At 43.7% G+C, this 20451-nt stretch carries 20 protein-coding genes and 1 tRNA gene; 8 read left to right on the top strand and 13 right to left on the bottom strand.

The window, feature by feature from the left end:
* Window position 1 precedes the first annotated feature (1 nt).
* Together ACQY3H_RS05030 and ACQY3H_RS05025 are read right to left on the bottom strand one after the other, a co-directional pair.
* Window positions 2–586, bottom strand: coding sequence for a hypothetical protein (locus ACQY3H_RS05030; RefSeq protein ID WP_428075484.1), 585 nt, complete (start codon window positions 584–586; stop codon window positions 2–4).
* Window positions 587–685: 99 nt separating this feature from the next.
* Window positions 686–1012, bottom strand: coding sequence for a hypothetical protein (locus tag ACQY3H_RS05025; RefSeq protein WP_428075483.1), 327 nt, complete (start codon window positions 1010–1012; stop codon window positions 686–688).
* A gap of 95 nt (window positions 1013–1107) precedes the next feature.
* Here ACQY3H_RS05025 and ACQY3H_RS05020 point away from each other — a divergent pair, with 95 nt between their 5' ends.
* The 4 genes from ACQY3H_RS05020 to ACQY3H_RS05005 all read left to right on the top strand — a co-directional run bounded on the left by ACQY3H_RS05020 (window position 1108) and on the right by ACQY3H_RS05005 (window position 3992).
* Entirely contained in the window at window positions 1108–1890 is a 783-nt protein-coding gene (locus ACQY3H_RS05020; protein ID WP_428075482.1) for a lipopolysaccharide kinase InaA family protein, read from the top strand.
* A 445-nt stretch (window positions 1891–2335) separates the two neighbouring features.
* A complete protein-coding gene (locus ACQY3H_RS05015) occupies window positions 2336–2473 on the top strand; it encodes a YHYH domain-containing protein (RefSeq protein WP_428075481.1) in 138 nt (45 codons plus the stop codon).
* Window positions 2474–3113: 640 nt separating this feature from the next.
* A complete protein-coding gene (locus ACQY3H_RS05010; RefSeq protein WP_428075480.1) occupies window positions 3114–3347 on the top strand; it encodes a hypothetical protein in 234 nt (77 codons plus the stop codon).
* Window positions 3348–3377: 30 nt separating this feature from the next.
* Window positions 3378–3992: a hypothetical protein gene (locus tag ACQY3H_RS05005; protein WP_428075479.1), complete on the top strand. Its 615-nt coding sequence runs from the start codon at window positions 3378–3380 to the stop codon at window positions 3990–3992.
* Window positions 3993–4056: 64 nt separating this feature from the next.
* On the opposite strand, the gene ACQY3H_RS05000 is transcribed toward ACQY3H_RS05005, so the two are convergent.
* The 5 genes from ACQY3H_RS05000 to ACQY3H_RS04980 form a co-directional block, all read right to left on the bottom strand.
* Window positions 4057–4140, bottom strand: a tRNA-Leu gene (locus ACQY3H_RS05000).
* An 86-nt stretch (window positions 4141–4226) separates the two neighbouring features.
* Window positions 4227–5138 carry a PfkB family carbohydrate kinase gene (locus tag ACQY3H_RS04995; RefSeq protein WP_428075478.1) on the bottom strand — a complete coding sequence of 304 codons (912 nt, stop codon included), beginning with the start codon at window positions 5136–5138 and terminating at the stop codon, window positions 4227–4229.
* A 2-nt stretch (window positions 5139–5140) separates the two neighbouring features.
* The gene (locus tag ACQY3H_RS04990) at window positions 5141–5836 is read right to left on the bottom strand and encodes a SurA N-terminal domain-containing protein (protein WP_428075477.1); all 696 of its coding nucleotides are present in this window, start codon (window positions 5834–5836) and stop codon (window positions 5141–5143) included.
* A gap of 11 nt (window positions 5837–5847) precedes the next feature.
* Entirely contained in the window at window positions 5848–6237 is a 390-nt protein-coding gene (locus ACQY3H_RS04985) for a bactofilin family protein (protein WP_428075476.1), read from the bottom strand.
* A gap of 17 nt (window positions 6238–6254) precedes the next feature.
* Window positions 6255–7175: a M23 family metallopeptidase gene (locus tag ACQY3H_RS04980; RefSeq protein ID WP_428075475.1), complete on the bottom strand. Its 921-nt coding sequence runs from the start codon at window positions 7173–7175 to the stop codon at window positions 6255–6257.
* Between the two features lie 65 nt (window positions 7176–7240).
* On the opposite strand from ACQY3H_RS04980, the gene ACQY3H_RS04975 reads away from it, so the two are divergent.
* Together ACQY3H_RS04975 and ACQY3H_RS04970 are read left to right on the top strand one after the other, a co-directional pair.
* A complete protein-coding gene (locus tag ACQY3H_RS04975; protein WP_428075474.1) occupies window positions 7241–7726 on the top strand; it encodes a TlpA family protein disulfide reductase in 486 nt (161 codons plus the stop codon).
* 48 nt (window positions 7727–7774) lie between these two features.
* Window positions 7775–9736 (top strand): DUF2339 domain-containing protein, encoded by a 1962-nt coding sequence (locus ACQY3H_RS04970; RefSeq protein WP_428075472.1) that lies wholly within the window; start codon window positions 7775–7777, stop codon window positions 9734–9736.
* Window positions 9737–9786: 50 nt separating this feature from the next.
* Here ACQY3H_RS04970 and ACQY3H_RS04965 read toward each other — a convergent pair whose 3' ends face one another.
* From ACQY3H_RS04965 to ACQY3H_RS04940, 6 genes are read right to left on the bottom strand one after another with little or no spacing between them, the layout of a single operon-like run.
* Window positions 9787–11091: an SPL family radical SAM protein gene (locus tag ACQY3H_RS04965; RefSeq protein ID WP_428075470.1), complete on the bottom strand. Its 1305-nt coding sequence runs from the start codon at window positions 11089–11091 to the stop codon at window positions 9787–9789.
* Window positions 11084–12004, bottom strand: coding sequence for an aldo/keto reductase (locus tag ACQY3H_RS04960; RefSeq protein WP_428075468.1), 921 nt, complete (start codon window positions 12002–12004; stop codon window positions 11084–11086). The genes ACQY3H_RS04965 and ACQY3H_RS04960 overlap by 8 nt, the downstream gene beginning before the upstream one ends.
* Entirely contained in the window at window positions 12004–12372 is a 369-nt protein-coding gene (locus tag ACQY3H_RS04955) for a CoA-binding protein (RefSeq protein ID WP_428075466.1), read from the bottom strand. Before ACQY3H_RS04955 ends, ACQY3H_RS04960 begins: the two co-directional genes overlap by 1 nt.
* Window positions 12372–12668 carry a YbaB/EbfC family nucleoid-associated protein gene (locus ACQY3H_RS04950; protein WP_428075464.1) on the bottom strand — a complete coding sequence of 99 codons (297 nt, stop codon included), beginning with the start codon at window positions 12666–12668 and terminating at the stop codon, window positions 12372–12374. The genes ACQY3H_RS04955 and ACQY3H_RS04950 overlap by 1 nt, the downstream gene beginning before the upstream one ends.
* A 56-nt stretch (window positions 12669–12724) precedes the next feature.
* Window positions 12725–16060 carry a UvrD-helicase domain-containing protein gene (locus tag ACQY3H_RS04945; RefSeq protein ID WP_428075462.1) on the bottom strand — a complete coding sequence of 1112 codons (3336 nt, stop codon included), beginning with the start codon at window positions 16058–16060 and terminating at the stop codon, window positions 12725–12727.
* Window positions 16029–19085 carry a PD-(D/E)XK nuclease family protein gene (locus ACQY3H_RS04940; protein WP_428075460.1) on the bottom strand — a complete coding sequence of 1019 codons (3057 nt, stop codon included), beginning with the start codon at window positions 19083–19085 and terminating at the stop codon, window positions 16029–16031. The genes ACQY3H_RS04945 and ACQY3H_RS04940 overlap by 32 nt, the downstream gene beginning before the upstream one ends.
* 66 nt (window positions 19086–19151) lie before the next feature.
* Here ACQY3H_RS04940 and ACQY3H_RS04935 point away from each other — a divergent pair, with 66 nt between their 5' ends.
* The gene (locus ACQY3H_RS04935) at window positions 19152–19607 is read left to right on the top strand and encodes a SixA phosphatase family protein (protein ID WP_428075458.1); all 456 of its coding nucleotides are present in this window, start codon (window positions 19152–19154) and stop codon (window positions 19605–19607) included.
* 1 nt (window position 19608) lies between these two features.
* Window positions 19609–20394: an undecaprenyl-diphosphate phosphatase gene (locus ACQY3H_RS04930; protein WP_428075456.1), complete on the top strand. Its 786-nt coding sequence runs from the start codon at window positions 19609–19611 to the stop codon at window positions 20392–20394.
* Window positions 20395–20451 lie beyond the last annotated feature (57 nt).

The following is a 20451-nucleotide window of genomic DNA, read 5'->3' as shown; positions in this document are numbered from 1 at the left end:
GTTAAAACTTAACTCCCACACGTAAGGAAAGCAGATATTCCAACCGGCGGTTCAACACCAATAAATCATCCACTTTTTGATGGGCATGATAAATCAGTTGTCCTTCCGCACCGATAAAAACATACCGGTACACAGGAATATCTATCCCAAGGCCGGCTTGGGTATAACGAGTATGCGATTTACTCGTCCATAAATCTTGATAAGAAACACGTTGATCCTGTTGCCCCATCCCCAGTAAAACATAAATAGCAGGGATAGTATCCGGGGTAAGTATCCATTTAGTCAATAGGCCCAGGCGTTTATCCCGGTACGTATTTTGGGCGGGCAAATCTTCACGTCCAAATTGCACCCCTTCCACCCCAACCGCTAACCACCGGACGGGATATACAAGTCCACGTACGGATAGTCCGCTTTCACGCGCAAACATTTTTTCGCCGGAACGGTCATTAACTTGTAAATTAGAATAATACATTCCCGCCGAAAATTCAACATGAGAAGGCGGCAAGGCATCTGCTGCCTTGCTCGGGAGTGCAACACAACCTAAAACGGCAATTAGGGGGAATAATAAACCGTTATATTTTTTCATAGGGGATATTTATATCGTATAAAAATCAATGCATCCAGGCAACTTTTACACAAAAAAAGAGTCGCGTCTGAACGCGACTCTTAATAATTATCCCTATTCTTATCTGCCGGTAATAATATGCCAGACAGTTGTGCGGGAAATTTTTTGTCTCTTTTTCGTCGTTTGTTCCACGATGCCAGCTAACGAGATACCCGGGTTTTTTTTGTGTACTTGTTTCACAAATTCCACGGTTTCAGGCCGGATTAAATACCGACGAGCCAATGGGTGAGCATCTGTTTTTTTCGCATTTTTAATGCGCGCCAACCAATGGGCAAACGAACCGCGCGACACATGATATTTTTCATCAACAGCTTTCCAACCATGATCGCGGTAATACTTCATGATTTCTTCTTTTTCACTAGTAGTTCGTATTGTATATTTACTCATACATAAGCATGTTATCATTTTTTAGAATTTATGTCAACCTTTTTTTTGAAAAGGAAAACTTTCTACTTAGGTACCGTGTTTGCTACAATATAAGTATGAGACAAACAAGCCAAAATATACAAGCCCAAAATGCTCCCTTGTCAGAAGATTTTGTTCGCAATCTGCCGGAATTTTTTTCCACCGGCGGGACGATTATTCATAATGCACGCAACCAAATTCGCGTATTTGATATCAATGGGCATAAAATCAATGTAAAGAAATTTTGCGTCCCCCCCATCGTCAACCGCATTTTATATTCACTCGGGTGGCGTACGCCTAAGGCACAGTCAACCTATTTCAACGCACAAGAAATCTTAAAGCGCGGTTTTGACACGCCTACGCCGTATGGTTATCGGTTAGACCGCACCGGTGGGCTTATCAATTTCTCTTATTTTGTAAGCGCGCAAGTAGAAAATATGCGTCCGATTCGTGATGCCGAAGACGTCCCTGCGCTGATCAAAGCATTAGCCCAATATACCGCCGACATGCATGCCAAAGGGTTGTGGCATAAAGATTTTACACCGGGAAACATCTTATTTCGCATAGAAAACGGACAATATCATTTTTGTCTGGTAGATATTAACCGTTTCCGCTTTTTTAACGGCCCACTTCCTAAAAACTTGATACGGCGCAACCTAATTCAACCGTTTTATAACGACGATGATTTACGTGCATTTGTGGAAGAATATGCACGGCTCACCCATTGGCAAGGCGATTTGGTGCGTGATGTGCTTCGCCGCAAACACCGCCGCAATGCGTATGATGATTTCAAAGCCAAATTGAAAAAATTGCCCGGGGCATACATTTTGCTAAATAAGCCGTTTCAAAAACAAAAGTAACGCCCTATCCAACGCGCAAATGCCAACCATCACTTATGGTAAACTATGGTAGAATTGATATAAGCTCACATATAACTGCTTAAATGAGCAAAATTGGTAATTATATTGACATTATACTGAGCGGGCAGATTTTACAAAATACGATCCAAAAGGAGATTTTAAGTTTTATTAAAGCCTTAAACGTGGCTTAATTACAATCTGAATACTGTTTTTAGTGGCCTGTAAAGGCCGCACTTTTGCGAAAGCAAAAGAGGTTCAAAGCTAAAAACAGTCGCATTATGCTAGTAGGAACGGACTAATTACCCGTGCTTACTAGCATTAACCCTGTATTAGTGCAAACTCATACAGGTAGGTGACTGTTTGTGTGCTTTGAATCTCACAAATAGCAGTCGTCTTTTTATTGAGAAGACGACACTACAAAAACTAAAAAAGAAGATAACATAAAATGAAAAAAATAATATTATTCTTTGCAATTATTGGAATATTTACAGTGGCAGCTATTTCAGCTTACGCTCATAGTGGCAGAACCAATCAGTGGGGGTGTCATTACGATCACAGAACGGGAATATATCATTGCCACTAACCAATCGTTAAACGAAAATAATATTTAGCGTCGTGGAAGACAAGGCACGAGGGCCTTGTTAAAAATGCGCTATATGTAGTAAAAGGCAACAGTTACTACTAGTGTCATTACGTCAATGAGCGGTCCGATACAGAAGGGCGAATTGAAGAATACACTAGTTTATTATCCCATAGGGTATTTAAAGTTATTCAGTATTTTCATATTTAGTGCGTAAGAAGGTTATATATTTTTTGGGTTGATAACTTACTGCTGTGAAAGGAAAATCTAAAAATAGTGGAAACCTTGTTGTTACATGGGCAATGATTCCTCAAAACAAAAAGACGAATCCAACTATATATATTTTTCAATATATAGTTCCCACAGGTTTCCGAAATAGGTTGTCATATCTACCTCTGATGTTTTAGATAGCAACGGGTTTTGTGGGAACAGACATATTATCAGGCAAAAATATATAACTGAAAACCTAAAATTTCTGATTTACTTTAATAACTTTAAAAAGAGTTTTCTTCTCGTAATAAATGCCATAAGTGAAGATTGATATCATAAGCGAAGATTAAAGCATGGCGAAGTAATTGTCCAAGTAGATTGAATTTCACGACTTGGCGCCTTTAATTTATCTAGCAAACAAGGAGGAAGCAGCATGAAATTTACAGTTGGTTTAATTATTTTGGCTATCATTGTCTTGGTGGCACTGCATTGTGCCATTCCCAAGAGAAATATAATTCGCTTTGTTTGTTGTCTTGGAATTTCAATACCGTGTTGTATAACAGGTACCATGCATGGTATATTTTTCGGTATAATTTTGCTTTCGTTAGAAATAATTTGGAATACATGCAGTAAAGTAATAAATAAATATGACAATGATATAAAATAAATATAGATTCAAAAAATAACAGGAGAAAATATGAAAAAGATTATTTTTTTGATTGTAATAAGCATTTGTTTACAGGGGTGCTTTTCAAGCAAAACTTCTCCCGATTATCAAACAATGGAATTTGCTCGTTTGGAAGCAAAAGCCAAACGCGGAGATTTAGGGGCAATATTTTGGCTATCAGATCGTTATTTCATTGGGCAAGACGGAAACAAAGATGAAGATAAGGCTTCTATTTACTTCGAGAAATTCTACAAGGAGCTGGAAAAAAAACCCAACACCATAAATGCTCCTTGGTTTCAAAAAGCATACGAGCAACAACATCCGATGGCTATATTTTTTCTTATCATTTTGGACATAGAAGCTTGTTTGAAAGATGATTCGAGAGGATATACGGAAAAAGAAATAAATCAAATTGGTCAAAAGTTAGATTTACTTTTATCTATACAAAAAAACCAATCCTTATATAGCCCATTGGCAGCAGAAATAGTGGAAGCGCTTAAACTATCCGGCCTAAATAAGTTGTGCTTGCAAATAGGGAATGAATATAAACAAAAAAACAATGGAGACGCTGCTGAGACATGGTTTTCCCGCGCATGTCAACTCGGTGATATGGAATCTTGTAAATTATATCTAGGTCAGTGGTAGTAATATTAGATTATTTGCATTTTCTTCAATAAAAAACCACCTTTTCAGGTGGTTTTTATATTTTTACCGGGGAAGGGACTTGAACCCTTAAGCCCGTGCGGGCAATAGTTTTTGAGACTATCCTGTATACCAATTCCAGCACCCCGGCTCAAATTCTATACTACTATTTTACTAAATTTTACGCCAAAATAAAATAGTCGGCGTGTTACAACACTCGTAGCAAACGTCTTGCGATTACTCAAACGATAACATAGACGTATATTCTTTAAGTCGTTTATTGATGTCGCGTTTAGTCAGTCCCGCCAAACGCGCCACGCTAAACGATTCAATCGTAAACGATGCCATTACGTTACCAATCATCATCGCGCGCTTAATAGATTTAAGCGTATCCCACGTTTTCAAACTGGCTAAATAGCCCGTAAATCCGCCGCCAAACGTATCGCCTGCCCCCGTCGTATCGTGGACGTGTTCCAAAATATACGGCGGCAACTGCGCAATACCTTTGCGGCTGACGAGCATAGACCCGTTTGATCCTAATTTGATAATCACATATTTGACGCCTTTAGCCAACAATAACTTTCCGGCTTTGACGAGATTATACTCTCCGGTCAGTTGGCGCGCTTCCGTTTCGTTCAAGAATAAAATATCCATGCGTTTAATAACTTTCAAGAGCGATTCTTTTTTGGAAGAAATCCAATAATTCATCGTATCACATGCTACCAAACGAGGACGTTTCACTTGTTTCAAAACAGCCAATTGTAAATCAGGGTCAATGTTTGCCAAAAATACGGCTTTAGCATTTTGTTGTTGGGGCGTTAATACCGGATTGAAATTTTTGAAAACATTTAATTCAGTAAATTTCGTTACGGCCGTATTGAAATCTTTATCGTAACTACCACCCCAATGGAAAGTTTTGCCTTCTTTTACTTGCAAGCCGGATAAATCTACCCCGCGTTTGATAAACGGAGCCCGGTCATTATCGGTAAAATCAGTTCCTACGACGGCAACGATGGTGGGTTGCGCAAAGAAACTGGCACATAATGACGCATAACTCGCCGCCCCGCCGAGAACGCGTTTTACACTTCCGTTTGCATTATCAATCGTATCAAATGCTACCGAACCTACTACAAGCACTTCATTGGCCATACTTAGTCCTGCGTGTCTTGCAAATACGTTTTGATTTGAACGCGTTGGTTAAAGTCATCAAAGAAAGCCCGTTGGGCGGTTTCCATCTTTGTTTCCATTAACTGCAAAGCAAATTCTTTTTTATTTGCATCAAAATCTTTCAGATTGCCTTGTTGAATCTGATAGGAATGTTTAATTTCTTCCGGGGTCAACTTATATAATGAATATAATATCGTGCGGAAACGGCTTGCTAAAATACCATTACGCAATTGTTCTTCAAACTCCGCCGGCGAAATACCCATCACCCGTTTGACATTAGCCGCATAAACATTTTTATCAAATGCGCCGTTTGGGTCACCGCCCAATCCCAACGATTTGATATTATACGCTACTTCATAATCGGATACACCCAGGCCGGATTCTTGAGCGGCTTGAGCGGCAATTTCTTCACTAATAAGAGATTGTAACACACGGGCACGCACATAAGACATCATGTCATCATCCAAATCAATACCTTGATCGCGGATGGATTGGGCGCGGTTTTGCGTCAAGCGGTCTAATGTACGTAACGAAATTTCTTTTTTCCCTACTTTAGCGGCTACCGTTGAAAAACTACCGCGGTGATAAGCATCTAACCCTAAATAGACGATACTTCCTAAAAAGAACGCCAAGGTAATAATAAGAATAATTTTTTTGTATTTAATCAAAAATGAAATCATATTTTCTCCGTTTATTCTTCTGTTTTGGCAGCCGCGGGCGTGGGGACTTCCGCTTCGCCGATGACGCATTGTCCGTCAATACGTCCGCCTTCTTCTACGACCATTTTTTTTGCACGGATGTTGCCTTTAATACCGGCCGAACCCAATATCTCTAACATTTCCGCACAAATATTCCCTTCAATAATACCGCCGCACATAATTACTTGGGCAGACACATCGCCTTTAATTTTTCCTTCCGGGCCGATTACTACATGGCGGGCATTATCTACATTTCCTTCCAACGTACCTTCTACCCGAAGCGAACCTTGTACACTAAGCGTACCCTGAAAATAACATTCCGCACTAACTACAGAATAATGTTCACCTGAGGCAAAATCAGAATCTTTTTTCAAAAATCCCATACATCCTCCTTACTCAACTACTTAAAATAGTTACGCGGATTGACGGCTTGTCCGTCTTTCCACACTTCATAATGCAAATGCGTTCCGGTAGAACGGCCGCTAGAACCCATCGTTGCGATTTTATCACCGCGTTTGACGACATCTCCGGCTTTTACCTGAATGCCTGTTGTATGAGCATATAAGGTAGAATAGCCAAAGCCGTGATCTACCAAAATAGCCTGTCCGTAACTGGGCACCCATCCCGCATGGCGAACCACACCGTCTGCGGTCACCACAATCGGGCTATCGGGCTTTCCGGCGAAATCTACCCCGTTATGTCGTTTGGTAGAGCGGCGCCCGAAGGGGTCTAACCGATAACCAAAACCCGAACTGATCGGGGCATTAGAAGGACGGATAGATGGGGTGGAATTTAACCCTTCGCGGCGATTAGCAAAATACCAAGCGATTTCTTGGAAACTGGCCAAACGCATTTTTGCAGTTTCTTCCAAATTGTCAATATACGACTCAAATTCTTCTGCCGATAATTCTTTTACATCTTTTTGGAACATTTCACGCGCCCGGGCATCTTCCTTTTCTTTAGCGGCTTCCCATCCTTTAGGCAAATTGATAAATTTACCGCCGGGCATACCGAGCATTTGGCGCATTTGCGTATCGGTGGTGCGGGTCAGTTCCAAATATTTACGCCCGCGTTCCAACTCATCGGCGATGAGTTTCATTTTCATACGCATCAGTTCATTATCGGCCTTCGTAATGTGGTAATCATAATCGCGGGCAAAAAATAACAATCCCGCTATTGTGACAACTCCCCACACTACGATTAACGCGAGGAGAGTAAGAACACGCATTTTGAACTTAAATGAAGAACCGAAGCGCGGCATGACTAAGATATCTACCCGCTCTCCCAGTAACCTTCCTAAATGGTTGATTCTTGTCCCCATCTTTTGTATTCTATCATAATAAAAGCACCGATGGGGGCTAAATTTCACATTTTTAAGGGGAAAACATGAAAAAAATTACACTTCTGCTCGTAACCACATTAGGGCTGTGCGCCTGTATGGCACAATTACCGCAACGCCCGTCATTGCCGCAAGTACAATTGCCGATAGTCGGCGAAGAAACCGCTATGTGGAATCCGGCAGATTATGAAGGTAAACCGGTAATGATTGTATTTATGGGATCGTGGTGTCCGTGGTGCAAACGAACGATGCCTGCCGTGATGCAAGCCGCCCAAGATTTTGCGGGCAAAGCCGAAATTGTAGCGGTATTTTTAGATGATAACCCCGAAGCCGTACAAGCGGCTATTAAGCAAAATAATTTTACCGTCAAATCGCTTTATAACGGTGGCGAATTGGCTCAAGCATTAGAAGTACAAGGCTTACCGCATACGATAGTTTTTAATAAAAAACACTACTTATCCCATTATTGGGAAGGGTTTTCGTCCAATCGGCTAAACGACTACCGGGCCGCTTTAGGTCAATTAACCGACTAAACTAATTTTCCGCCCTTTACCGGGTGGATTTTTTATAGGAGAAAAATAATGGAAATTGAAATTTTAACCGCCCTGGTACTTATTCAACTGATTGTATTTATTAGTTGGCTTATTAGTTTACAAGACCAAGTAAGCAAACTCCGCGATCAAGTGGGAAAAGGAGTCCTTTTCCCCCAACAACCGTCTCAGGCTACCGTTACCCCCTCCCCGGCAGAACAACCCGCCAACGTTATACCCGAACAACCGACCAATGTTATGCAACCGGGACTCCCCGCCGAAAAAACGGAAAAAGAACCTACCAACTGGGTTTCTGTATTTTCTTGGATTGGCGGATTTACGCTTTTGTTAGGTATTGCGTTTTGGATCAAATATGCATTAGAAAACAATTTAATTTCCCCTGCCACCCGTATTGTAAGCAGTTTGGCCGTAGGGTTTATTTTATGGGGAGTAGGCGCGTGGATGAAAAAAGAAAACTCCCGCACCACCGCCGCCACCTTATGTGCCAGCGGATTATGTATCCATTATATTGCCTATTTCTCGGCCTATTATTTTTATCATATGATTCAACTGCCCGTTGCCTTTGGGCTAATGGCATTAGTAGCCCTAGGTGCATTTGCTACGGCCGCGTGGAAAAAAGCCCCATATATTAATGTGCTGGCACAAATTATCGGCTTTTTAACACCGTTTTTATTCTCTTCTTCCGAGCCGAATTTTATTTTCTTCTTTACATACACCTTCTTTATTGCATGTGCGGCTTCGGCAGCAAGCATATGGTGCAAATGGGAGAAACAATTAAATCTCTGTGCGGTTTTCACAGGTATTTGCTTGCTCATTTCATTTGTACATTTATCTGCCGGAAATATCCACACCGTATTTACATTTAGTTTCGCGTGTTGTGTATTGTTTGGCATAGGCGCATGGCTAACCGCTAACGGAACTCCGTTTGTCCTAGCCGCTGCGGCCAATATGCTAGCACAACTCATTTATTTGTGTACATTTATCGGTTCAAGCCACAACGATCCGTATGCGACGGGATTTATTATATGGAACTGCGCCTCTTTATTTTTCTTTGCGTTGCCGGTATTCGGTATCAAAGGGAAATTTTGGACGCTGCGTACGATGTGGGTAGCCGCCGCGTTAGTAGGGTTAACCAGCGGATTCTGTGCATATCAAACACTCGTGCAAATTGACGCAGCCGGACAAGGTGGATGTTTATTGGCATTTGCTGTATTATATGGTATCGCCACCTATTATATTTACGAACAAGAAGGGGACGAGAGCGAAATTCAACGTTTCCGCTTAATGTGGTTTGGAGCGGTTGCCTTGTTCTTTTTAACGTATGCGCTAGCCGTCTTGTTAGACAACGAAGTCTTGACGATTGCCCTGGCATTAGAAGGGTGCGCGCTGGTGTGGCTTAACACTAAATTACATTTTGACAAAGCCGCCAAATTGGGCAAATGGTTATTAGTTATAACAGCCATACGGTTACTGCTTAACCCGGAAATTGTATCGTATCATGCCAGCAACATCAAGATCTTAAACTGGATCTTATATACCTATTTTGTATGTGGTGCGGCCATGTTCACCGCCGCCAAATTGTGGGAACCCAAAGAAAACAAATCAACCATACACTTTTTGCAAGTGTTAGGCGGAATTTTGTGGTTTGCACTGATCAACTTGGAAATTGCCGATTTCTTTACCGATCCGGGCGCCAACTTAAACATAGATTTAATTTCCCCGGCGCGTGCCGCGGCTACTTACACAATCGTTTGGATGATTTGCGCGGCAGGGTGTTTATTTGCCTCGCTTCAAAAGAAAAGTGCCGGGCTCAAAAAAGCCGGGCTTATCTTATCCGGCATGGTATTAGGCAAATTGTTCTTGTGTGATATTTGGAAATTGCCGACAGGGGCGCGCATCCTTGTACTCATTAGCGTGGCCGGGTTGTTAATCGGTATATCCTACTTATACCAACAACTTAAAAAAGGCATTCCGCCCGATTTAGTAGATTAACCCATATAGATACATCACATTGTCCCTTCCGTTTTAAGAAGGGACAATTTTTAATATTCCATAAATTGCCGCGCAATTTGCGGGTCTTCCATACACAGATAAACGTAGGCTTTTGGAAACGTCTTGCGAAGAAGCGGCACGAGAAATTGATACACCGCCATCCGTTGGCTGTCTCCGTAGCGCATTTTGCCATCAAAGTCTAATAAAAATTCGCCGTCCAATAAAAAATTCTGCGTAAAGCGCGTTTCAATTTGCTTTTTGAGTTCGCGGCTAAAGCGTAGCGTACCCACACTTATCCATGCAATTTTATCGGCAGGCAACGTATCTGCCATTTGCTCAACAGTGCGCGCGTAATCTGGCTCATAGCCGTCGTAAATAACCACCGGATCAAAGTGAAAGCCAAGCCGGTATCCCGCGCGGGCCACTTCGCACGCGGCTTGTAAACGCGCCGTTAAATCCGGTGTAAAATGTTCAACCTCGTTTGTAATTTTAGCGGAATTGACCGACCACGACACAACCACATTTTCGCACCCGCCAACCTTCAAAAGTCCGCCGATATTAACGCTTTTTGTTTTGAACTCAAACTGCCATTGCGAACGCGCGCGAAAGAACGGCACCAGTTGTTGCGAGTATTGTGTAATATCATCAAACACGAGCGAATCGGTAAATTCCCCACTGCCGATACGCGGGCGGTCAAACGGGCCTTTATTAAATTTGGCTCCGTCGAATTTTTGCAGAAATTCATCCAAATTTGCGGGCCACAAAATAGCATGCAAATTTTGATATTGTTGCAAGAAACAATACTCACACTCAAAGCGGCAACCGAAACCCAAATTGATTAAATTATATCCACATCCCGCCGATCCGCAACTGCAAGGGCAGGGTTTTAGAAAATCGTATTTTTCCTGATGAATTAAAAGGGTATCGGTACGGCGGGAAAAATCGGTACTGCCGACCCATGTTTTACCGTCAGTTTCCTTAAATTCAGCCTGAGCAAATGCCGCCCGCGCACGCGCTACAAGCGGCGAATTTTTGACGGATGATTCTACATAAACGGTTTTCGGATAAAAAGCCCGCGGAGTTAAATCGGCCTGTAAATTTTCGTTCAAATCTAATTTAGGCAAATAAAATTGGTTTCTGTTTGCTATCTTAAAATTAACGGGATAACGGCGCTTTAGCAAAGCGGTTTTGACACTTTCAAACGTGTCATTTTTAGACGGAATAAGAATTTCTTGCGGTGGCAAATTTTCACGTTTGGAAATCTCATAAATCAAGCGTACCAACTCGCGCAGTTTATTCGTACCTATGCGCGGCAAAATAGTTTTGACAAAATTTTCCAACTCGTTACTATTCATCGTTACCCTCTAAAAATAAAATTTCCCGTGGGGTTAATTGAACTTGCAAGCCCGCCGTGTTTTGCTGTACTTGCGTTTCATTACGCGCACCAAAAAGCACGCCAGACACTCCCTGTTTATGTAAAGCCCACGCCACCGCTATTGCCGATGGAAAAACCTGTTTTTCTTGGGCCAATTTTTTTACGCGAGCCACGCACATTTGTGCGTTTTCAAAGGCTTGCGTGCGGTAACATTTATAAAAATAATTACGCGCATCGGCACGGCGCAAATTCGGCGCGGTCTTATATTTTCCGCTTAAAATGCCGCCGCATAAAACTCCATATCCGATAAATCGCACGCCGCACGCCCGACATATATCCAATACCGCTAAACCTTTTTGCGGATGCAACAAAGAAAATTCATTTTGCACCGAAAATATGTCGGCCACTTGCGCACACGCACGAATTTGCTCCGATGACACATTACATAACCCGATTGCACGAATAAGGCCTTTTTCCCGCAAGCGTACCAGTTCCCCCACCGCATCCGTAAGCGGAACTTTTGGGTCCGGATAGTGAATTTGGTACACATCTAAAAAATCGGTTTTCAGCCGAGAAAGCGATTCTTCCAACTGGCGACGAATAGTTTGCGGGCGCAAATCATGGTCTGTCCAACTGCCGTTTTTCACGAGGCCGCACTTGCTGGCCAATATCACTTCGTTCCGACGGTTTTTCAACACGCGCCCTAAAAATTCTTCACTTTGTCCGTCACCGTAAACAGGCGCAGTATCTATCAATCGGATACCTGTTTCCAGGGCCGCATAAACGGCTTTTTGCGCGGCAGTTTCATCTAACTTCCCCCAATCATATCCACCGCCAAACGGCCACGAACCAAGGCCCAACTGTATATTTTTTTCCGTCTGAAGATTTGTCATTACCAAAACCCGTTTTCTGCCATAAAGCAACTGTTAACGGCTTTGATCCCGGCTTGTTGTGCGGCTTGATAAGCACGTTCCGAACGCGCTCCGGGCTGAAACCAAATTTCACGTACGCCAGCAGCCACACATTGTGCCACCGCTCCGTCCAAGGCAACAGGCGGAACCACCATAATAGCCACATCTATGGACGTGGGCACTTCGGCTAACGATGGAAAAAAGGTGTGGCCCTTGACGTGTCCGCCCTTAGGATTGATTCCATACACATCCAGTCCGTTAGCGGCCAACTCTGTTAAAATTTTATAGCCGTATTTAGACGGATCTTCCGAGGCGCCAAATACGGCTATTTTTTTATCTTGATAATTCATTAGGCTTGCGGAAGTCCGCCAAAACCACCCATGGCTTGCGCAGCCATGGCCTGGCTGTCGCGGACGGCTTTGTTGAACATTTCTTTAATATCTTTAGCGAGTTCTTCTTCGGAAACATTTTTTGCTTCCGGCAACACGCGTACTTCTTTTACTTCCATAGAACCGTTCATAGTTACTTCTACCCAATGGTGAGGGCTTTCGGTTTTGATAACCATATTATCTAACCGTTTTTTAATTTCTTCCATTTGGCTTTTGAGTTTCCATAAATCTTTTAATTGTCCGAGTTTATCAAACATAGTTCTCTCCTTAAAGTGATATATTAGATTTTACCAATTTACACACCGGCCTTGCGTTACGACACTTCCACACTTTCGCACGCGCGGACAAATACAGCCGAACATTTCACCCGTTTGTCGGGAAAAATCTTTCGGGCCGCCTGTAAATATACGGTTAATTGCGGACGGTATTTTTCTACTAATTGTTGCGTACCGGCTGCGGGGATTTTGTCGGTTTTATAGTCAATTACCCACACACTTCCGTCGGCACGTTCCAGCACCGCATCCATTATACCCGATGTAATATGTCCTTGTTCATTTACAAATGAAAACGGCATTTCTCCGGCTAAAAATTTGCACGCAGTTAATTGTTCAAACATATCAGAGGCACAAAACGGCGTCAAAATTTCGGCAGCTTGGGCAGAGGCTTCGGGCAATCCCGTCGAAAAAGCCGCCTCTTGGGTTACTTGTGCCATCTCTTGCGTAGGAGTAGTCAACAATGATAAAAGCGCCCGGTGGCATACTGTTCCCACGTCGGCTGCAGCACGCTGCTCGGGAGAAAGGGTTTCGTTATCTACCCGCGCACTGGGTGATAAATCTTGCTCGGCCAGTAATGCCTGATAACGTGCGGCACGCTCATCAAAAGCCTGGCGCCACTTAGGGAGCATAGAGAAAAATTCCTGTTTGGTCGGTTGCGGGATTTGATGAAACCGGAAATCATCCGGCGACATATAGGGAACATATATCACCGAAGCAGTTACCTCTTTTCCGCCGGTAGTAAGTTTTTCTCCGTCGGGGAAAAGACCGGCCGTCAAAAAGGCTTGTTTCGTTTGCGAAGAGTCGCTACGTCCATCCGCCACCAACACCATGCGATCTTTGGCACGAGTCAATGCCACATATAAGATGCGGATTTCCTCGCATCGTTCATGCTTTTTCTGTTCATCTTTCAAAAACACACTGTTGGCATCAGAAATTTTACCGACTTCAAGCCCATACATATTGTATTGCCACGAATACATCGGCTCTTTCTTTTTGTTTGTATGATGAGATTCCCGTTTAGATAAATCAGCCACAATAACGACGGGGAAATCTAACCCTTTTGATTTGTGTATAGACATCACTGTTACCGCATCGGCCGCCAATCCCGATTCCGTATCCAATGCTTCGGGCTCTTCATCCCACAATTTTTCAAGGGCTTCTAAAAATTGTCCGAGCGATGACGCACGCCCACCCAGTACCGTTTGCGTTTGTTGTACCAAACAGCGTAGCATCTCTAACGTCCGTTCGCCGTCGTAAGCAGCGGCGCAGAGTTCCGGCAAAAAGGTTTCATCTAATACTTCTTCCAATAAGGCCGTTACGTCCGTATGCCCTACTTTACTTAGCAATTGACGTATTTCACCGTAGCACCGTGCCAAAGATTCATCCTTTGTATCCGCGAATAAATTAAGTTCGTTATGTGCGGCGAACTGAACAAGTTGCTCATCGGTAAAACCACCCAGTGGGCTACGCAATACCCCCACCAATGCAATTTTATCTGACGGGTCAACAAGTACGCGCAACAGATTTAGGAAATCATTGATTTCCTGATGTTTGAAAAAATCTTTTTCACTACCGGCATTAAAAGGAATACCATGACGGCGAAGGGCTTGCGTGTAAATAGACGACGTAGTGGTAGCACGCGATAACAGCACAATATCCTTATATTGCAATTTCAATTTGCGCGGGCCGTCTTTTTCCATGACCGTCATTTTGCCTACATGTTCGCTAATCCACCGGGCAATCGCCTCGGCCTGATTATGACGCAAAGCATCCACATCTATTCCATCAGGCATCGGGTGGACAAATAACCACTCCACCGCCGGTCCGTTGGCTTTTTTATTAGGATAAATCGGTTCGTAACCGGGCTGAAAGTTTTTTTCCGGTTTCATAGCGCGGCCACAAACGCTATTGGCCACCGCCACGATATCCGGCACGCTGCGGTAATTCTTGCGCAAGAAACATTTTACACCGCCTTGTTGTAAAATCAAATCGGTAAAATACTCATACGCGGTAATATCCGCCCCACGAAAACGGTAAATAGATTGCTTGGGATCGCCCACAACAAAAAGTTTCCCCGGTGCCAGTTTTACATCGCGCCAGTTGCCCGCAAACGAAGATTTATTTTCCGCCAAAAAAAGTAAAATTTCCCCTTGAACAGGGTCGGTATCTTGGAATTCGTCAATAAACAAAACATCAAATTTGGCTTTAAGTTCATTTCGCACTTCTATGTCTGTTTGGACCAGCGAGCGTGTTTTTACAATTAAATCGTCAAAACTTAAAATTCCTTCGCGGGCAAAATCAGCGCGAATTTGTGCGGCAAAATCTTTTACTAACGATAAAGCCGTACAAAAAATCTGTTGTCTTTCGGGTTGGATATGTTCGGCAAATTTATATAATTCATACGCTTGTGCCCAAGATTCTTTATCCCAACCGACAAGCATTTTATTAGGAAAAGAGCCCGGATCCTCGGGAATCGCCGGCAAAGGTTCCCGGCGTAAAAAGGCGGCGGAACGTATTAACGTTTGGGCGGCCCAAATTAAACACCTTTCTGGTGCGCGCAGAAAATCGGGTTTTTTGGGATCGCGACAAGCGCTGCTCAACGCTTGGGCCTGGGTGGCTTTTTGCAAACAGATTTGAGCCAATTTTTCCGCGTGCGAAAAATAATCATACTGCTCGATTTTACCATCGCATAAATTGCGGGCGAACTCTTTTATATTGTCCAAAGAAACTTCGTTAAGCACTTGTTTCCACGCTTCTTTGCGTGGAGCATTTACGCCGAGTTCACTTTCCAAAAAAGCATACCACCGTTTGTTAAAAAGCCGCGTGCCTTTAGGGCCGGGGTCAATTTCGGCTTGTGGCGAAAGCCCCGCCTGCAACGGGAAAGTTTTTAGAATATCTGCGCAGAAACCATGTATCGTGCCAATGCTGGCGCGATCTAATTTTTTCAGTGCGTCTTGCGCGCGAAGCAATATAGTTTCATTTGTTTTGGAAATAAATGCTTTTTCCTCTGCGCTGTTGGGTATCCGGTTGCCGAATTTTGCTTGTTTTAAGTGCTGATGTATAATCAGCAACAATTCATCTTTTTTATCGCTATCGGCCGGTTCTTGGTCTGCAACTTTTTGAATCTGGGTAATAATTTGATGTAATTGGGAAACCAAACGGGTTTTAATTTCGGCGGCGGCTTTCTCGGTGAACGTAAGCGCAACAATACGGTCCACGGGGATGCCCAACTCCAATACCGCTAGTCCAATACGCCGGATAAGCAGCGTCGTTTTCCCGGTACCGGCACCGGCTTCCACCACCATATTTACATGCAAATCATTTAATACTTGCTCGCGGTCTTCATTTTGATTTTTTAGGTTTTGGGGGAACATAACATATCTCCTCTAACGCTTTACTGGGCGTACTTCGGCGCGCACGCATCAAACAAGCAAAACTATCGCGACGGCAAATTCGATCGTATGGGCAATACTTGCATTCGTCCGAGGTGCGCAATATCAAAGTACCTTGTTGGATAAATTGGGCTAATAAATTAAACAAAGCAAGAGCCTTCGGATACATGGCTTGCCATTCTTCGGCAGATAACCGCTGTACTTTATAACCGACAGAAGAACCATCTTTGAATGACAATAAATATGATCCGGCCGACGTATAACCGTTCAGTTGTTTTAATTGGCCCGCCGCCAACACATATAAGAATGGTTGGAAAATACGTTCCTTAAAAAAAGTGGCTATCAAATCACCCGTGCCCTTTTTGCTGGATTTATAATCAATAACTCTAAATTGTTTTCCCTCATTATCTATATCGATACGGTCAATTTTCCCATGCAACCGAAACGGGAAACCCTCTATGGATACCGGTGGAAATTCCTGTTCAAAATACGTCGGTGTAAAAGGACCTAAAGCGGCTACATCTTTCCTAGCGAAATCTTTGAGCAGATTGGTAATTTCTTCGCGCAGCATTTCCCAAATGACCGGATAAAGGCCTAACGGTTGGTAACTTTGCGGCAAAACGGTCTGGGCGGTTTCATCAATATATTTTTCCACACCGCTATCAAATACATCATGTGTAATGCCCAGTTGCAACAGACGCTGATAAAAATGTTCCAGTACCTCGTGGCACATATTTCCCCGCGTATTAGCGGCTAACTGATCACGAAAAAGCAACGAATCTTCCGTCAAACCTATTATTTTAGAGAAAAAATATTTCAACGGACAAGTGGCTAATGTTTGCAGTGCAGAAGGCGAAAAACCATACGCTTGGTGATGAGCAAAAATTTGTTCTCCGCCGCTAATATATCCGTCGTATATTCCGGCAGCGCCCCAACTTTTTAAGGCATGAACGGCAGCCAGTTGCCGGGGCGTATCCGGCGACGACAACCCGGCTTGTTCCCAATGAATCTGTTGCGGCTCACCGCTTAACATGATAGCGGCAGCCACTTCTTTGGGAGTTAGCAACAGCGGGTTGACTGACGTTATTTGTTCCCCGATAAGGGCACTAACTTGCGGAGCCGCTTTAGGATCGGCTTTCCAGGTTGTATTTTCTGACACGCGGGCTAACTCGGCCACATACACCGAAGGCACTAGTTCTTTATTATCATTCCCGCGCCCGGCATAAGAAACATATAATTTTTCCGTGGCGGACGAACAGGCCGTAAAAAATAAAAGCCGTTCTTCCGCCGTACGTTCGGCTTGGGCGGTCACCCAACATCCCAGCCCATCACGCACCAAATAGCGGAATTTATCACGAAAGATAGGATCTTCCGGCACGATTTGCGGAAAAATCTTTTCATTCACGCCCAGTAAAAAAACGACTTTAAACTGAAGTCCGCGCGCCCGCAACACATCCATAAATACAACTCCGCGCGGGGCATTTTCCACTTCGGTAAATGTAAGGCCGGAAAGGGCTTGTGTCAGTTCGCGAATAAATTCCCCCGCTTGGCAAGAAGGGCGAACCATACCATACTGCGCTAGCGATAACACGCACGTACACAGTTGTTGATAAATTCCCGTTTCCGACCCGGTTAGCGCTCCCACGTCTATATTTTCGGCCAAGAATTGAGTAACTTGGGCACATTTGTCCGTCCACAAACCGGGCAAATCTAACGACTCCAACCGCGTACGGCAATTTTCCAACCACGTTAAAAATTCGGGATCATAACCGTCCATATTTGGGAGCAAATCGCGCCATTGGCTGATATTCAAACTAACTAAAGATTTCTCAACCAGTTTACGCCATGCCCATTTTTTCTTGTGGCTAAAATAAGGAGAAGATAGTATCGCCAACACGCTTTCGCGGTCAAATCCGTTTTCGGCCAGCGTCAATAAATTCAGACAAAATACGCCTAACACACACCGGTCCCACGAATAGGTAAAGGAGGCATTAAGTGCAATTTTATTTTGTGCAAAAAGTCGGCGCACTTCCTGTTGGTAAGGGCTTACACTACGCGCCAACACACCGATATCGCTAAAAGATAAATGTTCTTCTTCCACAAGCCGCAAAATTTCTTTGGCTACGTAGCGCACCTCGCTTTGTACGTTAGCCGCCGAAACAATGTGTACGGCGGACATTTTGCTACTGCCTTGCGGCGCGAACAGATAATCTCCATGCGGGCCAAGCGCGCCGAAATCGTCTGTATTTTCATCCGTTCCGCCCCTGCTTGCGCCCAAATAGTTGGTTTCAAAAAATTTCTGGGCAAATTGATAGGCCGGAAATTTCCCATAAGGCACAAACAAAGCCCCGGTATATTGAGAGCGAATGCGGCTTAAAAAATCCAACATACGCCCGGGCATATCATAAAAACCATACAAAATAATGTTGGAAAATTGTTTCAAATAAGAAGACGTTTCCACATGCGATAAGGCCCGTTCAAACAGAGCCTGATACGGACGGAAACCGGGCAATTGCGCTTCGCGTTGAGTATAGCGTTTATATACACGCACAAACCAGGCAAATTGTTTATAGGCTTGAATTTTTTTCTCGTCTTCCTCATCGGGATTGGGCAAAATTTCTTCTAATGTTTCGGGCGTAGCCAAACTATCCGCTAAATCGCGCAAGGCTGACTTAACCGCTCCCACAAACCCACGCGATATCGGGTAAATATCTAATCCGGGTTCGGTTAAAATTTCTTTGATTAAAAAATCGCGTAAATGGTCTTGCGGAAAAACGGGTAACGCAGGCCCGGCTTCACTATCTAACCGGTAAAGAAGCGAAGATGCCGTACAAAAATGGATATTGGCGACTGCCCCTTGCGCCCGCGCCAACTGGGTAGTCAATCTATGCGCAATGCCCGACGACGCGCACACCACCAACCAAGGCTCCAGCGCAGCGCGGTTTTGTGTAACAAACTGCAAAAACGATTTTTCCAAAGACGGATAATGGGCGTAAAACAATTTCATAAATCGTATATTAAATAGTAAAATAAGATAACTTACTTTATTATTACATTTTTTAACAAACGCTGTATGAAAACTTTAATTTTAGTACGACACGCCCATGCCTTATCTGCATTCGTCGCCCAAGTAACAAGCGACGCTTTGCGTCCGTTATCTGATGAAGGCCGCCAAAAAGCCGCCGCCACTGCCGCGAAACTGGCCGGTTTATCTTTGCATCCCGCGGTTATTTTGACAAGCCCTTTGTTGCGAGCCAAACAAACTTCACAATTTATTGCCGAAAAATTACATGCACCCGTAGAAGAAGTAAAATGGCTAAACGGATTTTTTAGTGACGAAGAAGTAGCCATCGCATTGCGCGAACGGTTAGCAAAAACAGATACGATAGTAGCCGTCGGGCACAACCCCAATATTACCTGTGTGCACAACTTACTGTGCGGACAAATCCGTCCGTTTTCACCGGGTTCGTTTGCCGTGTTGGAAATGGACAATTCCGGAAATTTCAAACAAATTTCCGCGGGAGAATAAAATGACTATTACAAATGCTATCTTGCTTGGTTTGTTACAGGCCCTTGGCGAATTTTTGCCGATTTCAAGTTCGGCACATTTGGTTTTGTTGCCGTATTTGCGCGGGCAAGTTTATCAGGGGGTTGCCTTTGATGTTATCTTGCACGCGGGAACATTGCTGGCGGTACTACTTTATTTTTGGCGCGATTGGTGGGTGCTTATCAAGCAAGGGCTCACCGCGCCCAAAAGCCGCGAAGGCCGCATGCTATGGTATTTGGCGGCGGCAACCATTCCGGCCGCCATATTGGGCTTTCTGTTTGAAGATTTAGCGGAAAACACCTTTCGCAGTCCTGCTTTAATTGCCATCAATTTGATGATTTTTGCGGCGGTACTTTTTTGGGCAGACAAAAAAGCAAAAGCCGAAAGCAACCCCCTTTTTGATGTTCCGTTTATGACGGTATTTTTGATTGGTTGTGCGCAAGCATTGGCGTTGATGCCCGGCGTATCACGCAGCGGAATCACCATTACGGCCGCCTTATTTTTAGGTCTTTCACGCAGCACAAGTGCGCGTATTTCTTTTTTACTTTCCGCGCCGATTATTGCAGGGGCCACGGTATTAAAAATCACCCAATTAACCCCCGCCGATTTGAACGGAGCCCTATTAGCCGGATTTGCAAGTGCATTTTTGGGGGCGGTGTTGGTAATCGGTTGGTTGATGAAATACATTAAATCACATACATTTAATGTATTTGTCTATTACCGGTGGATATTAGGGGCCGTGATTTTAGCCGTGTATTTTTGGCGGTAATGTATTAACAACAAATCTTTTTGAAAAATGGCACAAACTATTTTAGTTTGTGCCATT

The sequence above is a fragment of the Candidatus Avelusimicrobium luingense genome, assembly GCF_902757105.1.
Classification (GTDB): Bacteria; Elusimicrobiota; Elusimicrobia; order Elusimicrobiales; family Elusimicrobiaceae; genus Avelusimicrobium; species Avelusimicrobium luingense.
Note: the sequence above shows the minus strand (reverse complement) of the source record. Positions and strands in the feature narration are given on the sequence as shown.

What these genes read in the sequence shown, in the direction of transcription:
- ACQY3H_RS05030 (WP_428075484.1), bottom strand. Translation starts at nt 586, where the DNA reads ATGAAAAAATATAACGGTTTATTATTCCCCCTAATTGCCGTTTTAGGT.
- ACQY3H_RS05025 (WP_428075483.1), bottom strand. Translation starts at nt 1,012, where the DNA reads ATGAGTAAATATACAATACGAACTACTAGTGAAAAAGAAGAAATCATG.
- ACQY3H_RS05020 (WP_428075482.1), top strand. Translation starts at nt 1,108, where the DNA reads ATGAGACAAACAAGCCAAAATATACAAGCCCAAAATGCTCCCTTGTCA.
- ACQY3H_RS05015 (WP_428075481.1), top strand. Translation starts at nt 2,336, where the DNA reads ATGAAAAAAATAATATTATTCTTTGCAATTATTGGAATATTTACAGTG.
- ACQY3H_RS05010 (WP_428075480.1), top strand. Translation starts at nt 3,114, where the DNA reads ATGAAATTTACAGTTGGTTTAATTATTTTGGCTATCATTGTCTTGGTG.
- ACQY3H_RS05005 (WP_428075479.1), top strand. Translation starts at nt 3,378, where the DNA reads ATGAAAAAGATTATTTTTTTGATTGTAATAAGCATTTGTTTACAGGGG.
- ACQY3H_RS04995 (WP_428075478.1), bottom strand. Translation starts at nt 5,138, where the DNA reads ATGGCCAATGAAGTGCTTGTAGTAGGTTCGGTAGCATTTGATACGATT.
- ACQY3H_RS04990 (WP_428075477.1), bottom strand. Translation starts at nt 5,836, where the DNA reads ATGATTTCATTTTTGATTAAATACAAAAAAATTATTCTTATTATTACC.
- ACQY3H_RS04985 (WP_428075476.1), bottom strand. Translation starts at nt 6,237, where the DNA reads ATGGGATTTTTGAAAAAAGATTCTGATTTTGCCTCAGGTGAACATTAT.
- ACQY3H_RS04980 (WP_428075475.1), bottom strand. Translation starts at nt 7,175, where the DNA reads ATGGGGACAAGAATCAACCATTTAGGAAGGTTACTGGGAGAGCGGGTA.
- ACQY3H_RS04975 (WP_428075474.1), top strand. Translation starts at nt 7,241, where the DNA reads ATGAAAAAAATTACACTTCTGCTCGTAACCACATTAGGGCTGTGCGCC.
- ACQY3H_RS04970 (WP_428075472.1), top strand. Translation starts at nt 7,775, where the DNA reads ATGGAAATTGAAATTTTAACCGCCCTGGTACTTATTCAACTGATTGTA.
- ACQY3H_RS04965 (WP_428075470.1), bottom strand. Translation starts at nt 11,091, where the DNA reads ATGAATAGTAACGAGTTGGAAAATTTTGTCAAAACTATTTTGCCGCGC.
- ACQY3H_RS04960 (WP_428075468.1), bottom strand. Translation starts at nt 12,004, where the DNA reads ATGACAAATCTTCAGACGGAAAAAAATATACAGTTGGGCCTTGGTTCG.
- ACQY3H_RS04955 (WP_428075466.1), bottom strand. Translation starts at nt 12,372, where the DNA reads ATGAATTATCAAGATAAAAAAATAGCCGTATTTGGCGCCTCGGAAGAT.
- ACQY3H_RS04950 (WP_428075464.1), bottom strand. Translation starts at nt 12,668, where the DNA reads ATGTTTGATAAACTCGGACAATTAAAAGATTTATGGAAACTCAAAAGC.
- ACQY3H_RS04945 (WP_428075462.1), bottom strand. Translation starts at nt 16,060, where the DNA reads ATGTTCCCCCAAAACCTAAAAAATCAAAATGAAGACCGCGAGCAAGTA.
- ACQY3H_RS04940 (WP_428075460.1), bottom strand. Translation starts at nt 19,085, where the DNA reads ATGAAATTGTTTTACGCCCATTATCCGTCTTTGGAAAAATCGTTTTTG.
- ACQY3H_RS04935 (WP_428075458.1), top strand. Translation starts at nt 19,152, where the DNA reads ATGAAAACTTTAATTTTAGTACGACACGCCCATGCCTTATCTGCATTC.
- ACQY3H_RS04930 (WP_428075456.1), top strand. Translation starts at nt 19,609, where the DNA reads ATGACTATTACAAATGCTATCTTGCTTGGTTTGTTACAGGCCCTTGGC.